We start from the raw sequence: 13779 nt of genomic DNA on the forward strand, positions 1-13779 counted from the left end.
AAGAGGCGGTGGCTGCTTGTGGATATGCACGAAGTGCTGGATTCAATTGTGAAGCTTGAGCAGCCGGCCGCGCTTGCAACGATTATACGAGTAGAGGGCCATGCTTACCGCAAGGAAGGGGCAGCCATGCTGCTGAGGCTGGATAGAACGAAGACGGGCAGTATCAGCCCAGGCTGCCTGGAGGCAGATCTACAGGAGCGGGTTAGCCGCGTGTGCTCTGCCGAAGCTTTTGAAATCATTATCTATAATATGCAGCCGGAAGAGGACATCATGTGGGGCGATACGATCGGATGTGGCGGCATTATCCATGTGCTGCTGGAGCCTGTAACGACAGCACTCAGAGATCAGCTGCTTCAAGCAAGAGAGAGGCTTCGGGCAGGAGAAGCGGTTGTTGTGAATAGAAGCTGGCCGAAGGCTGGCAATGGCAATTGCACGGGCATCGTTTATAGATTAGGGCCTGCCTCAGCGGCAAGCGAATCTCGCAATAGCTGGCAAGCTGGAGCTGATCTTATAGAAGAGGCGGGGACATTTTCGACGAAGCTGGAGCCGCGACCACGGGCGATTGTGTTTGGGGCAGGACCAGATGCGAAGGCGCTTTGCACGATGCTTCCAGGCTGCGGATTTCATGTGGTTGTGGCGGATTGGCGTACACAGATAAGCCCGGAAAGTGAGGATAATAGCTGGTTTAGCGTGGCGAGAGTAACTGGAAAGCCTGAGGAGCTTGCCTCCAAGCTGCAATTTAATAGAAATGACTTTTTCATCGTATGCAGCCATCAGCTCCACTACGATTATCAACTGATTCAGCTGGCATTGGAAGCACAGCCGATATACATCGGCGTTATGGGCTCGCGTAAGCGGATCAAGCAGTTATTTGGCGAAGGGACGCTTCCTGAAAATGTTTATGCACCGATCGGACTTTCGATACAGGCAGAGGGACCATACGAAATTGCCTTAAGCATCGTTTCCGAGCTTATACAGGTACGGGCAGCGTATCGTGCGAAAAGTAGGGAGGCGATTCGCGATGAAGGTGTCAGGCATTTATTTGGCGGCTGGCCTCAGCAGCCGGATGAAGCAGCCGAAGCTGAGGCTCCCTTTATCGCCGGGAGCAATGCTTGGCAGCCAGGCGCTTCATGCTCTATTAAATAGTGCCATTAAAAGCTGGATCGTCGTTCACCGAAGCAACGACGAAATGGAATGGCTGGACACTCCTGAACTGGAGCGGGCTTGCCGCGCAGCACAGCTGCACAAGCAAGAATGCCCGCTTTCGGCGCAGGGAATGTCCCGCTCGCTGCGCAGTGGTCTTGAAGCGCTGCTTGCTCAATATCCACATACGGATGCCGTCCTGATTGCGTTAGCTGACCAGCCTTTTGTGACGGCAAGGATGGCAGAGCGCTTGGTTGAGGCGCTGGAGCACAATTCCACGCTTGATTATGCGGCATACAGCGATGGATCGGCAACGATGCCTCCGGCGCTGCTGCGAGCAACGATGTTTTCCGCTCTGGAGGAGCTTGAGGGTGACCAAGGCGCAAGACGGCTGTTTGCCTCCACAGGCAAGTATAAAGGGGCAGTACTAGATTTAAACGGGGAACAAGATTTTGCGCTTCATGATATAGATGATGAGGACAGCTTGCAGGCTGCTATTGGTTTTTGGAACAGGAGGGAGAGCGATGGCCATGGATAAACAAACGAAGCCGGAGTCTCCCGTCGTATGGCAGCCAAGTAATGCTGCGGAAGCTTGCACGCTTAAACAGCAGCTTGGCGCGGAAGGCGTTTTCGTTGCTGGCGGTACGCTGCTTCGTACGTGGTGGGAAGCGGGAACTGCCCGTATGCCTGGTCATTTGATCGTTATTAGCGGTATTTCCAGCATGCAAAAGCCGATTACGCTTGCTTCCAGCAGTCATGATCGGCAAATTTGTCAGATCGGAGCGGCGGCGCTGCTGTCAGAGGTCAGAAATGACTCTCATATATGCACTCATTATTCACTGCTGGCAACTGCGATGAAAAATATCGCTGCCCCATCGATTCGGAACCTGGCTACGCTAGGCGGCAATGTGCTGTCCCGCGTAGGCGACGCACTTCCAGCGTTAATCGTATATGAGGCCATGCTCCTCTGGCACGATGGGCAAGGAGCGTTTGAGCAGCCGCTTGCAGAATGGCTGTTGGAAGCGCAGGCCAATCACGCATGGAAAAATCGTTTGCTGCTCGCCATTATCTTGCCGCCAGTCGATCTATCGGAACAGGAGGGGCAATACAGGCTGGATGTTTATCACAAGGTTGGCCGCCGCGAAGTATTCACGCCATCAATAGCAACTGTTGCGATAAGCGCCGTTGTAAGTGCCGAGCGGCATATCGTTGATTTGCGCCTTGCGGTTGGGGGCGGCCAGACGATGCCAAAGCAGCTTGAGCATACAGAGCGATTGCTGAAGGGCGGCAAGCTTGACCATTCGCTGCTCCAGACTTGTTATACGTCGGTCTTGGAACATTTTCATCCGGTAGGCGATGTGTTCGCTTCGGCAAGCTATCGCCAGAAAACCGCTGCCAATCTGATTGTGTCAGAGCTGTGGAAAGCCATGCAGTTCAAATGATAATTAAATAAGCAAGCAAGCTTATCGTTCATAGGGGAGTGGTGATAGCGATGCTGTTGAACCGCGAGACAAGTGGCAATCGGTGGCGAATCAGGCCGGATGGGCTGGGGAAAGTAACAGGCCGCCTTGCGTATTTGACGGATATGTCGGCAGCGGGCATGCTCTATGGCCGGGTTCTGCGAAGTCCCCACCCTCATGCCCTTATCCTCAGCATTTGTACCGAGAAGGCGTTGCAGTTGGAAGGTGTCCATGCCGTGCTGACGCATCTTGATGTGCCCGGTTTGAATCGCTATGGCATTGCCCTTCAGGATCAGCCTGTCTTTTGTGAAAATAAAGTTCGTTATGTCGGTGACGCGGTGGCAGCTGTAGCTGCAGAGACGGCTGAACTAGCCGAATATGCTCTTTCTCTTATTGAGGTCGATTATGAGCTGCTGCCGATTGTTGACGATGCCGAGCAGGCGCTTTTGCAGGATGCGCCGCTGCTTCATCCGCAGGGCAATGTGCTTCACCGCAGTCAGTTTAATAGAGGGCAGCTAGGCAGCGGGTTCGCCGCCTGTGCCCATATTGTAGAGGAAACTTATTTCACGCCGAGACAGATGCACACCTATATGGAAACCGAAGGCGGCTTGTTCGTGCCCGAGGAGGATGGGCGGTTGACGGTATATTCGCCTACTCAGCATGGATTTATGGATCGTCTGCAATTGTCGCGGATTGCCGCGATGAAGCAGGAGCGAATCCGCATCGTCTCAAGCCCGATTGGCGGCTCCTTCGGCGGCAAGGACGAATTGAATGTGCAGCCTTATGGCGCGCTGCTGGCGCTAAAAACAAACCGCCCCGTCAAGCTACATCATTCTAGATGGGAATCAGTCCGCGCCGGTCTGAAACGTCATCCGATGAAAATTTCGATGAAAACCGGTACAGACGCCAGTGGCCGCCTGCTTGCCCATCAAGTGCGGATCATCGCCGACACTGGCGCATACGCCACGCTGGGAGCAGAGGTGCTTAACTTTGCCGTTGAGCATGTACTTGGACCATACCGCTACGATCATGTGGAAGTAGACGGTTATTCCGTCTATACGAACAACGGAATGTCCGGTGAATTCCGCGGCTTTGGCGGAAATCAGGCGATTTTCGCACTGGAAGGGCAGCTTGATCGGCTGGCAGAAAAGCTTGGCATGGACCCTTGGAAGCTGCGGCGGATCAATATGCGTATGCCTGATGATCCAGGCCCGTTCGGCCAGCCGATCGTCGTAACCGAAGGCGCCATGCAGGTGTGGAATGCAGCTGAAGCGAGCGGCTTGTGGCAGGAAAGAGGGATGCCGGATAGGGCTGAGGAGCGCGAGCCGTGGATAAAGGTGGGCATTGGTTCAGCCTTTACCATGCACGGCGGCGGGCTTGGTGTAGGTATTCCTGATCCGGCAGGCGGCAGGCTCTCGCTGGCGGCCGATGGCCGAATTGAAGCCATATTCGGCTACGAGGAATTTGGGCAAGGCTTGCTTGCTACGCTGGAGCTGATGCTAATTGAACAGTTCGGCTTGGCTGAATCCGATATCCGAATGATTATCGGGGATACCGATCTTGTGCCCGACAGCGGCTCTACAACAGCTTCAAGAGCAACCAGCATGATGTGGAAGACGCTGCAAAATCTGAAAGCGCCGTTTACATCGCAAATGCTGGAGCGGGCGGCGAAGCTGCTGGGAAAAACAGCCGATGTGCTCGTTATGGGAGCAGGAGGCATTTATGAGGCAGAAGGCGTTTCCATGCTGCTGACGTATAAGGAACTGGCGGAGGCGGAAGGGGAGCCGATCAGCTGTTCGACTGCCTTTCAGTTCCCTACATCAGATACCCCGCGAACAGGAGCCCATTTTTTATATACGTATGCGGCCGTTGTTGTGAAGGTTGAGATCAATCAACTGACAGGACGAGTGAAGGTGCTTGACCAGTACCATGCGGTAGCGGCAGGGCCTGTCATGAATCCTCAGGGCTTTCTTGGGCAGATCGAAGGCGGCAGCAGCATGGCGCTTGGTTTTGCAGTAACGGAAGATGCGGTCATGCAGCAGGGGCAATATATGACGAAAAATTTAGATACTTATCTGGTGCCAACGATTGCAGAGCATCGCGGTACGGTCACCGTTGAGCCGATTGAGCATTTGCCGCAAGGAGATAGCTATGGTCCGCGCGGCATTGGCGAAGTAGGCTCGGTTACGCTGGCTCCGGCTATTGCAGCTGCCATTCATCAGGCGGTGGGTATCCGCGTGACGAAGCTGCCAATTGAGCCAGAGCTGCTTCAAATGGCTTTCGCTTTTGCAGGAGAGGCGGTGAGCGAAAGATGAGCAAGCATGAAATGCTGGGAGTGACGCGGGGCACTGGGCAGTCGGAGCTGGCCTGTACCATTAATGGCGAAGAAATGAAGCTTGAAGTTGCGGGCTCCAAACGGCTGCTGAATATGCTGCGCGACGACTTGGCCCTTACAGGGACGAAGCGGTCTTGTGAAATTGGCCGCTGCGGCGCCTGCATGGTGCTGGTGGATGGCAAGCCAATTAACGCTTGCTTGACGATGGCCTACCAATGCGCGGGCAAACAGATTACGACAATTGAAGGTATAGGGGCGGCTGATGGTGGAATTGACCCTGTGCAGCGCGCTTTTCTAGAAGAGGGAGGCTTTCAGTGCGGTTATTGCACGCCTGGCATGATTATTTCGGTCAAGGCGCTGCTGGATCGAAATGCTGATCCGAGTGAGGATGAAATTGAAGAAGCACTATCCGGCAATATTTGCCGCTGCACCGGCTACGGAGGCATTAAACGGGCTGTAGAGCGGGCGATAGAGTGGAGGAGGAACGCGCCATGAAATTGGACTTATTAAATACGATGAGCCGTGAGGCATTTACGGAAGCGCTTGGCGCTATTTTTGAACATTCGCCTTGGGTGGCGGAGCTGGCATGGGAGAATAAACCCTTCCGCTCAGTTGAGCAGTTGCATGAGAGCATGGTGAACACAGCTTATACAGCGGGAGAAGAACGGGTGCTGGTGCTTATTCGCGAACATCCCGATCTGGCAACTCGAATCAGCATTGGCGAATATTCCACAAAAGAGCAGCAGGGCGCGGGACTAAGCCAATTGACGCCTGAGGAATTTGAGCAGTTTGCAGCGATGAACCGCCAGTATACGGAGAAGTTTGGTTTTCCATTTATTTTAGCGGTTCGTGGCAAAAGCAAAGCCGATATCAAGGAAGCGATGGCAGCGCGAATCGGCAACAGCCTTCAGGAGGAGCTGGAGGAGGCAAAATGGCAAATCGCCCGCATCACCTTCTTGCGCCTGAACGATTTAATAGAAGAGTGAGACTAAAAAAATCATACCAAAATTGATATAGAGCAAAGGGAGAGGGTATACATGTTGAAACTTGGCAGCGGACGTACACTTTATTATGGCAAAGGGGATGTATTGACTTATCGGACCTATGCAGCGCCACTGGCGGTGAAGTCCATCCCAGAATCGGCTTTTACCGGCGATACGAACGTTATTTTTGCCCATAACATTACATTTGCCGTAAGCGGCGAGACATTGCTCACCTCCTTCACTAAAGGTGACAATACGCAGGTTGTGGCGACAGATTCGATGAAAAATTTTATTTTGCGGCAAACAGCCGACTTTGAGGGGAGCACGACAGAAGGGCTGCTTGCGTTCATCAGCAAGCAATTCCTTAGCCGCTATCCGCATATTGAAGCTATCGAGCTGAGTGCGGACCGCATCCCGTTCCATACGCTTGAAGTGGCAGATGGCAGCGATGGGCTGGTGGATAGCCCTCTTGTGTACCGCCGTTCCCATAATGATCATGCGAGCGCTTCGATGAAGCTTGTCCGCGACGGCGAAGAGGGCGCTCCGGTTATCGTCGAGCATGAGTGCGCTATTACTGATTTGCAGTTGATTAAAGTAAGCGGCAGCTCCTTCTATGGATTTGTCCGTGATGAATATACGACGCTGCCGGAAAGCTATGATCGGCCGCTCTTTATTTTTCTAAATATTTATTGGAGCTATGCAGACGTTGAACATGCGGTAGATACGGGCTTCGGACAATACGTTGCGGCTGAGCATATCCGGGATATTACCCATAATGTGTTCCACGAATATAAAACGCCATCGATTCAATATTTAATTTATCAAGTCGGCTTGCGTATTTTGACCCGTTTCCCGCAATTGGCGGAGGTGCGGTTTGAATCGAATAACCGGACATGGGAAACGGTGGTTGACCATACGGAAGAGGATGCAGCCGCTGTCTACACCGAGCCGCGTCCGCCATTCGGCTTCCAAGGCTTCACGCTTACCCGCGAGGATTTGGAAAACGAGGAAGCTTCGTCATGAGCGGCAAAATAACGACGCATGTGCTCGACATTTCTACGGGGAAGGCTGCGGCGGGGATGGGGCTAGAGCTGTGGCAGTTGAGCGAGGAGACTGGGGAACGGCGGCTGCTTCAGGCCGCTTCCACCAATGCGGATGGACGGCTCGATGCGCCCATGCTTGCTGGCGAGAATATGCAGCCAGGCGTCTATGAGCTTGTGTTTAATGCCGGAAGCTTTTTGTCACGCGATAATGACGCTGCGCGGGAGTCGTCTATTGAATTTATTTTTCAGCAAATACCGATTCGATTTCGCGTTAAGGATGCACAGGCGCATTATCATATTCCGCTGCTTGTTGCGCCAGGGGGCTATAGCACTTATCGCGGTACTTAGAAGAGCAGAGTAAACACGCAGGCTTATGTTATGGGGAAAAAGGGGTGGATACGCATGGCTTCCTACTATGATTGTATCGTGATGAATGGTTTTGTTGTGCTGCCTGACCAAGTGAAAAAGCTGGATATTGGCATTCGCGATGGCCGCATTGCCGCCTTGGAGCCGTCTCTCGCAGGTGCCGAGGCTGGCTCTCGAATCGATGCGGAGGGGCAGTATGTGCTGCCCGGCATGGTCGATATTCACGTACATTTCAATGAGCCGAATTTGGGGCATTGGGAAGGGTTTGCGAGCGGCTCTGCCGCACTAGCTGCCGGAGGTGCAACCTGCTACGCTGATATGCCGCTCAATGGCAATCCGCCGACTGTTACGACCGAGGCGCTTGCGTTGAAAGCAGGCCAGGCAGAAGGCCATTCAGCTGTTGATTATACGTTCTGGGGCGGACTCGTCCCAGGGAAGCTGGATGAGCTTGCCCCTATGTTCGAAGCGGGCGTAGTCGGCTTTAAAGCATTTATGTCCAATCCCGGCGGCGAAGGGGAGGGGCGATTTCGTGAGGTTGATGACTGGACGCTGTATGAGGGGATGAAAAAAATCGCCGCGCTCGGCGGATTTGTCGCCCTTCATGCCGAGAGTGACGCCATTACGTCCCAACTGGCTGATGCGGCTCTAGCAGCCGGCCGCCATGATGCAGAGGCATTCGCAGCCTCGCGTCCGATTATTGCCGAGCTGGAGGCGGTGAACAAGGCGCTGTTGTTTGCGGAGCAGACGGGCTGCAAAGTTCATTTTGTCCATATAAGCAGCTTTGACGCGGTGGAGCTGATTGATCGGGCGAAGCGGCGCGGTTTGCCGGTGACGGTGGAAACCTGTCCGCATTATTTGCTGCTGACGCAGAAGGATATGACGGCGCTTGGAGCAGTTGCCAAATGCGCGCCTCCTCTGCGCAGCGAGGTGCAGCGGGAGGGGTTGTGGCGAATGATTGGCGAAGGCAAGATGGATGTCATCGCTTCCGATCATTCGCCATGTCCGACTTCGATGAAGGAGGATGCTTCCAAAACGTTTTTCGAGGCATGGGGAGGCATATCCGGGGCACAGAGCAGTATGGAGCTGGTGCTAGGTGAAGGATGGATCAAGCGTGGGCTGCCGCTGCCATTGTTATCCGCTTTGCTGTCTGCAGGACCTGCGCAGCGCCTCGGGCTGTATCCGCGCAAGGGAGCTATCGCAATCGGCTCTGACGCTGACCTGGCTATTATAGACGCTAATGCGGCCTATGAGCTGCGGGAGGAACATTTGTTTTATCGGCACAAGCATAGCCCTTATGTGGGGAAAGAAATGGCCTGCCGAGTCGTGGCGACACTCGTTCGAGGAACCGTTGTATATACAGTTGACGGCGGCCTTGCACAGCCAGCTTCGGGCAAGTTGCTGCTACCGTTTGAGGCGGGCTCGGAAAAGGGTATGATGAAGGGGTGTGTTTGATATGACAATGGCAAGCAAATCGCAGCTCGCCTCCTTCGTCTCTAAGCTGCTGGAGGAATTATCCCAGTTCGGCGCTGATCCGCGCGGTGGTGTGACTAGGCTGCTTTATACGGCAGAGTGGCTGGAGGCGCAGCAATATTTAGCCGAGCAGATGCAAGAGCTGGGCATGGACGTTTATTTTGACCGAGTAGGCAATTTATTCGGCAGGCTGCAAGGCAGTTCGGGAGAAGGTCCGGTTATTATGACGGGCTCCCATATCGATACGGTGCAATCGGGCGGCATTTATGACGGGGCTTATGGTGTCGCTGCCGGAATTGCCGCTTTGGCGCATTTGAAGGAAACGTATGGGCAGCCTGTAAAAACGCTTGAGGTAGTCTCGCTCTGCGAAGAGGAAGGCAGCCGTTTTCCGCTTACGTATTGGGGCTCGGGCAATATGGCCGGGCTATATGATTTAGAGCAAGGTGCGGAGCGCTATGATGCAGCCGGAACTAGCCTGCAAGAGGCGATGCTTCATTGCGGTTTCGGCAAAGCGGAGCAGCATGCTGTCCGCCGATCAGATATTGCAGCGTTTGTGGAGCTGCATATTGAGCAAGGGCCTGTTCTGGAACGGCAGCAGCTCAGCGTTGGCATTGTCGAGGCCATCGTCGGGCAGCATCGTTATACGGTAACGGTGGGCGGAACAGCCAATCATGCCGGGACGACGCCGATGCCGCTGCGCCGCGATGCACTGGCTGGAGCGGCTGCAATGATTGTGCAGCTGGAGACGGAAGCTATTTTAACGGGCTCGCCGCTCGTTGCTACGGTTGGGAAACTGACGGCAACGCCTAATACGCCGAATGTTATTGCCGGTTCCGTTAGCTTTACGGTCGATGTACGCCATATTGATGAGCCGACCATTCGTGAATTTTGCCAAACGGTATTTCAGCAGTTTCAAGAAATCGCCGGCGAGCGGGAGCTGCATGTGACGATTGAGCAATGGATGGAGGCCGCGCCTGCCCCGATGGACGGACAATTGCGTGTCCGGCTGGAACGTATTGCGAAGCAATTGTCATTGCCTTATACGGTCATGCCGAGCGGGGCGGGACATGACGCCCAACTGCTGTCAGGCATATGTCCTACAGCGATGTTATTCGTCTCGAGCCGCGGCGGCATCAGCCATTCCCCAGAGGAATATACGTCGCCGGACCAATTGGCAGCAGGGGCGGAGATGTTGTCCGCTTTGTTATATGAACTTGCTTACGAGGAGAAATGATGATGAAGAGCTACCGAGAACTGTCGCCTTCCCCCCGCACGATTATGACACCTGGCCCCGTTGAGGTTGACCCGCGCGTGCTTCGTGCGTTATCTTATCCTATACTGGGTCAGTTTGACCCCGAGTTTACGGCACTTATGAATGATACGATGGAGATGCTGCGCAGCTTGTTCCAAACGGACAATCGCTGGGCTTATCCAATAGATGGAACGTCGCGTTCAGGCATTGAAGCGGTACTTAACAGCTTAATTGAGCCGGGTGACAAAGTGCTGGTTCCGATTTATGGCCGTTTCGGCAATCTGCTTTATGAAATTGCCGAGCGCTGCGGTGCGCTGGTTGTGGCGCTGGAGAAGGAATGGGGCGAAGTTTTTGAGCCGGATGAAGTCATCGCCGCTATTTCGCATGAGCGTCCGGCGCTTGTGCTAATGGTTCACGGGGAAACGTCCACAGGCCGGATTCAGCCTTTGGATGCGATTGGCAAAGCGTGCAGGGAGCAAGATATTCTGTTTGTCGTTGATGCGGTTGCGACCATCGGCGGCGTTCCCGTTGAGACGGACGCCTGGTGTATCGATGCGGTCATTGGCGGCACGCAAAAATGTTTATCCGTTCCTTCGGGCATGGCCCCTATTACGTACAACGACAGGGCAGAGCGGAAAATTGCCGCCCGCAAAAAGGTCGAACGGGGCTTGCTCGTTCCCGGCGATGCCGCAAGCAGCAACCGGCGTCCAGCAATCCAGAGCAACTATTTGGATTTGAGCCAGCTTCAGGATTATTGGGGGCCAGCAAGGCTCAATCATCATACGGAGATGACCTCGATGCTGTATGGCTTGCGCGAAGGTCTGCGTATTTTGCTCGCTGAAGGACTTGAGGAGCGATTCGCGAGACATCGCAGACATGAAGCGGCGCTAATGGCAGGACTTGCAGCGATGGGATTAACCTTGTATGGCAATCCGGCTTGCAAGCTTCCGGTTGTCACCTGCGTGACGATTCCTGAAGGCGTGGATGGAGAAGCTGTTCGCAGCATGCTGCTAAACAGCTTTGGCATCGAAATCGCCAGTTCGTTCGGTGTGCTAAAAGGGAAAATTTGGCGCATCGGCACGATGGGCTACAGCTGCAGTCAGAAAAATGTGCTGCATGTGCTTGGTGCGCTTGAAGCCGTACTGATTCGGCATGGCGCAATTGTGCCAGCTGGAGAAGGCTTGCAAGCGGCACTGGCTGTGTATGAGAACTAAGGCCGTTTAACTAATGCTATTTTATACCGCCGCCCGGGTTTTTCCTGGAAATATAGGAAAGTATACGATTTCGCCATCCTTTCTCTATATTTCTCGGACTGAAACGCGCCACGCCGCCAGAGGACGGCTTTCGGCCGTTTAACCTGGTTCGGCGGTTTGCTATAGCTTTTGCTTTTATTTTAAATTTAAAGGAGTGCTTACGATGAAAGATATAGTGGTGCGGGAGCAATTGAAAAAGCTTCCCAAAATCGATTTGCACTTGCATTTGGATGGCAGCGTCTTGCCAAATACGCTTCGCGAGCTGGCGAAGGAGCAAGGCAAGGAGCTGCCCGTTGAGGAAGGCAGCGACCTTACCCCGTGGATGCTTGCAGATGAGAGCTGCACTAGCCTAAAAGAATATTTGAGCAAATTTGCGTTTGTGGAGCCCTATTTGCAAACGCCAGAGGCGCTGGATCGCGTAGCTTATGAAGTGGTTGAGCAATCGGCGGCACAAGGCTGCCGTTATATCGAGGTGCGATTTGCGCCGCTGCTGCATATTAAAGGAGGTTTGTCGCTGGAGGAGGCGATGCGCCATACCATTCGTGGCTTGCGGCGTGGAGAACGGGATTTCGGCGTGAAAGCGCGCGGTATCGCCATCTGCCTGCGCCATGATGCCTATGAGCGCAATGAACAGGTCATACTGGCCGCTGCCAAGCTGCATGGCGATGGAATCGCAGCGGTAGATTTGGCTGGTGATGAAGCTTCCTTCCCACCAGAGCTGCATCGTTCCTTATTTAACCTCGCTGCTAGCAAGGGGCTGCCGATTACGATTCATGCTGGAGAAGCAGGCGGTGCGGAAAATGTGCAGGAGGCGATTGAAAGCCTGGGCGCCACACGTATCGGCCATGGCGTGCGCATTACGGAAAATCCTGCTATTATGGAAATGGTACGCCGTACAGGCACGCCTTTGGAGCTATGCCCGCTGAGCAACATCCAGACGAAGGCCGTTAGCGGCTGGGAGGCTTATCCGATTAAAGCCTTTCTGGCAGCAGGCATTCGGGCGACCATTAACACGGATAACCTGACGGTTTCAGGTACGACGATTGGTTTGGAATATGAGCTGTTGATGGAAAAATGCGGCGTAACGCTGGAGGAAATCGGCAGGCTGATTTTGAACAGCGCCTATGCGGCCTTTTTGGAGCAGGAAGAAAAACGGCAGCTGATTGCCGATATTGAACAGGGGCTCGCAGCTGCGGGAGTGAAGCCTGCCGTATAAGGAGAGTCCCTGATTCGGAAACAATGGAGGAAGTGACGTATGCGAACCATTTTAGCCGTAATTGGGGATTATTATCATCCTGCGGAGGCGATTGCCGAAGGCTTGCAGCAAAGCTTGGCGCCATTAATGGCGTCAGGGGACATCGAGCTCAGCTATACGACAGTCAAATATTTGGCCGAGGAACTGGCGGCGAAGCCGGATGCCGTCATTTTGTACAAAGATAATAATATCAATCCCGCTGATGAACAAGTGCAGCAATGGCTTGGCGACGAGACGGAGCAGGCGATTTTGCGGTATGTAAGGGCGGGCGGAGGCTGGCTCGCCTGGCATTCCGGGCTTGCTTCGTATCCGGCAGAAGGTGGCTATGTACAGATGACGCGGGGTTATTTTCAGCATCATCCGGAGCAGAAGCTCGTGCGTTCCATAACGGTTGAGCCTGCTGGGCGTTCAGGCGAGGAGCATGTCAATATAGCGGCAGACCAAGCATTCGAAACGGTAGATGAGCATTATTTTGTCGATTGTGATGAAGCGTCAACAACGGTATTTATGCGGACGTATTCCGAGGATGGGCAGTCGATTGGCGGATGGTCCCATGCTTATGGGGAAGGCCGCGTATGTTGTTTGACGCCTGCGCATAATCGCGAAAGCCTGCTGCATCCGGTGCTGGGCGAGCTGGTAAATGCCTGTGTGCAGTGGTGCGCCCGCATGGCGTAGCATTGGTATTTTTTATAAACGATCATTTAAGATTTAAGGCCTTATAACGCTTGAAACGCGCGGTTCCTGCAAATAATAGAGGAACTGCGCTTTTGTCTGCTATAATAAGATCATAAGCATTACGATTAGAGGGTGGTGTAGCCGAATGGACAAAGTAATAGATGAGCAATGTGACGACACATGTATGGGAACGAAGCAGGAGGGTGCAGATCTGCTGACCGCAAAGGTCGAGGAGCAGACGGCCATTGATCTGGCTGAAATGTTCAAGGCGCTAGGCGACCCGACGCGGGTTAAAATGATTTATGCGCTGCTGTCGCAAGAGCTGTGCGTGCATGATTTATGCGTCGTGCTGGATATGGCGCAGTCGGCTATTTCGCATCAATTGCGTTACTTGCGCAATGTGCGAATTGTTAAGCGCCGCAAGGTCGGGAAAACCGTCTATTATTCATTGGACGATGATCATGTAAAGGAAATTTTCATCCAGACGCTTCAGCATTTGCATCACAGCTAGGTGTTGCGTCCATATTAAGGAGAGGATCTAGAA

General features: G+C 53.7%; 14 protein-coding genes. All 14 read left to right on the top strand.

Going from position 1 to position 13779, the window contains the following annotated elements; genetic code table 11:
- Nucleotides 1–24 precede the first annotated feature (24 nt).
- The 14 genes from AC6B99_RS14260 to AC6B99_RS14325 all read left to right on the top strand — a co-directional run bounded on the left by AC6B99_RS14260 (nucleotide 25) and on the right by AC6B99_RS14325 (nucleotide 13746).
- On the top strand, nucleotides 25–1146 hold the full coding sequence (locus tag AC6B99_RS14260; RefSeq protein ID WP_494864014.1) for an XdhC family protein: 1122 nt from the start codon (nucleotides 25–27) through the stop codon (nucleotides 1144–1146).
- On the top strand, nucleotides 1028–1681 hold the full coding sequence (locus AC6B99_RS14265) for a nucleotidyltransferase family protein (RefSeq protein WP_496663590.1): 654 nt from the start codon (nucleotides 1028–1030) through the stop codon (nucleotides 1679–1681). Before AC6B99_RS14260 ends, AC6B99_RS14265 begins: the two co-directional genes overlap by 119 nt.
- Complete coding sequence (locus tag AC6B99_RS14270) at nucleotides 1668–2585, top strand: FAD binding domain-containing protein (RefSeq protein WP_496663569.1); 918 nt, start codon at nucleotides 1668–1670, stop codon at nucleotides 2583–2585. Before AC6B99_RS14265 ends, AC6B99_RS14270 begins: the two co-directional genes overlap by 14 nt.
- Nucleotides 2586–2635: 50 nt before the next feature.
- The gene (gene pucD / locus AC6B99_RS14275; RefSeq protein WP_496663570.1) at nucleotides 2636–4918 is read left to right on the top strand and encodes a xanthine dehydrogenase subunit D; all 2283 of its coding nucleotides are present in this window, start codon (nucleotides 2636–2638) and stop codon (nucleotides 4916–4918) included.
- On the top strand, nucleotides 4915–5433 hold the full coding sequence (locus AC6B99_RS14280; protein WP_081418917.1) for a (2Fe-2S)-binding protein: 519 nt from the start codon (nucleotides 4915–4917) through the stop codon (nucleotides 5431–5433). Before pucD ends, AC6B99_RS14280 begins: the two co-directional genes overlap by 4 nt.
- Nucleotides 5430–5924 (top strand): 2-oxo-4-hydroxy-4-carboxy-5-ureidoimidazoline decarboxylase, encoded by a 495-nt coding sequence (gene uraD, locus AC6B99_RS14285; protein WP_056037935.1) that lies wholly within the window; start codon nucleotides 5430–5432, stop codon nucleotides 5922–5924. The genes AC6B99_RS14280 and uraD overlap by 4 nt, the downstream gene beginning before the upstream one ends.
- A 51-nt stretch (nucleotides 5925–5975) precedes the next feature.
- Entirely contained in the window at nucleotides 5976–6944 is a 969-nt protein-coding gene (gene pucL / locus AC6B99_RS14290; RefSeq protein ID WP_056037932.1) for a factor-independent urate hydroxylase, read from the top strand.
- Nucleotides 6941–7312: a hydroxyisourate hydrolase gene (gene uraH, locus AC6B99_RS14295; protein ID WP_056037929.1), complete on the top strand. Its 372-nt coding sequence runs from the start codon at nucleotides 6941–6943 to the stop codon at nucleotides 7310–7312. The genes pucL and uraH overlap by 4 nt, the downstream gene beginning before the upstream one ends.
- A gap of 54 nt (nucleotides 7313–7366) precedes the next feature.
- Nucleotides 7367–8782: an allantoinase gene (locus AC6B99_RS14300; protein WP_496663571.1), complete on the top strand. Its 1416-nt coding sequence runs from the start codon at nucleotides 7367–7369 to the stop codon at nucleotides 8780–8782.
- Between the two features lies 1 nt (nucleotide 8783).
- Nucleotides 8784–10034 (top strand): allantoate deiminase, encoded by a 1251-nt coding sequence (gene allC, locus AC6B99_RS14305; protein ID WP_496663572.1) that lies wholly within the window; start codon nucleotides 8784–8786, stop codon nucleotides 10032–10034.
- 2 nt (nucleotides 10035–10036) lie between these two features.
- Nucleotides 10037–11266: a pyridoxal-phosphate-dependent aminotransferase family protein gene (locus AC6B99_RS14310; protein ID WP_496663573.1), complete on the top strand. Its 1230-nt coding sequence runs from the start codon at nucleotides 10037–10039 to the stop codon at nucleotides 11264–11266.
- 202 nt (nucleotides 11267–11468) lie between these two features.
- The gene (gene add, locus AC6B99_RS14315; RefSeq protein WP_056037918.1) at nucleotides 11469–12521 is read left to right on the top strand and encodes an adenosine deaminase; all 1053 of its coding nucleotides are present in this window, start codon (nucleotides 11469–11471) and stop codon (nucleotides 12519–12521) included.
- A 39-nt stretch (nucleotides 12522–12560) separates the two neighbouring features.
- Nucleotides 12561–13235, top strand: coding sequence for a ThuA domain-containing protein (locus AC6B99_RS14320; protein ID WP_494863899.1), 675 nt, complete (start codon nucleotides 12561–12563; stop codon nucleotides 13233–13235).
- 145 nt (nucleotides 13236–13380) lie between these two features.
- On the top strand, nucleotides 13381–13746 hold the full coding sequence (locus tag AC6B99_RS14325; protein WP_056037911.1) for an ArsR/SmtB family transcription factor: 366 nt from the start codon (nucleotides 13381–13383) through the stop codon (nucleotides 13744–13746).
- The last annotated feature ends 33 nt before the right edge of the window (nucleotides 13747–13779 follow it).

It is taken from the genome of Paenibacillus liaoningensis, assembly GCF_059609455.1.

Coding starts and splice junctions, on each gene's coding strand:
- pucL (WP_056037932.1), top strand. CDS start 5,976: ATGTTGAAACTTGGCAGCGGACGTACACTTTATTATGGCAAAGGGGAT.
- AC6B99_RS14310 (WP_496663573.1), top strand. CDS start 10,037: ATGAAGAGCTACCGAGAACTGTCGCCTTCCCCCCGCACGATTATGACA.
- AC6B99_RS14260 (WP_494864014.1), top strand. CDS start 25: ATGCACGAAGTGCTGGATTCAATTGTGAAGCTTGAGCAGCCGGCCGCG.
- AC6B99_RS14325 (WP_056037911.1), top strand. CDS start 13,381: ATGGACAAAGTAATAGATGAGCAATGTGACGACACATGTATGGGAACG.
- AC6B99_RS14270 (WP_496663569.1), top strand. CDS start 1,668: ATGGCCATGGATAAACAAACGAAGCCGGAGTCTCCCGTCGTATGGCAG.
- AC6B99_RS14300 (WP_496663571.1), top strand. CDS start 7,367: ATGGCTTCCTACTATGATTGTATCGTGATGAATGGTTTTGTTGTGCTG.
- add (WP_056037918.1), top strand. CDS start 11,469: ATGAAAGATATAGTGGTGCGGGAGCAATTGAAAAAGCTTCCCAAAATC.
- AC6B99_RS14280 (WP_081418917.1), top strand. CDS start 4,915: ATGAGCAAGCATGAAATGCTGGGAGTGACGCGGGGCACTGGGCAGTCG.
- uraD (WP_056037935.1), top strand. CDS start 5,430: ATGAAATTGGACTTATTAAATACGATGAGCCGTGAGGCATTTACGGAA.
- allC (WP_496663572.1), top strand. CDS start 8,784: ATGACAATGGCAAGCAAATCGCAGCTCGCCTCCTTCGTCTCTAAGCTG.
- uraH (WP_056037929.1), top strand. CDS start 6,941: ATGAGCGGCAAAATAACGACGCATGTGCTCGACATTTCTACGGGGAAG.
- pucD (WP_496663570.1), top strand. CDS start 2,636: ATGCTGTTGAACCGCGAGACAAGTGGCAATCGGTGGCGAATCAGGCCG.
- AC6B99_RS14320 (WP_494863899.1), top strand. CDS start 12,561: ATGCGAACCATTTTAGCCGTAATTGGGGATTATTATCATCCTGCGGAG.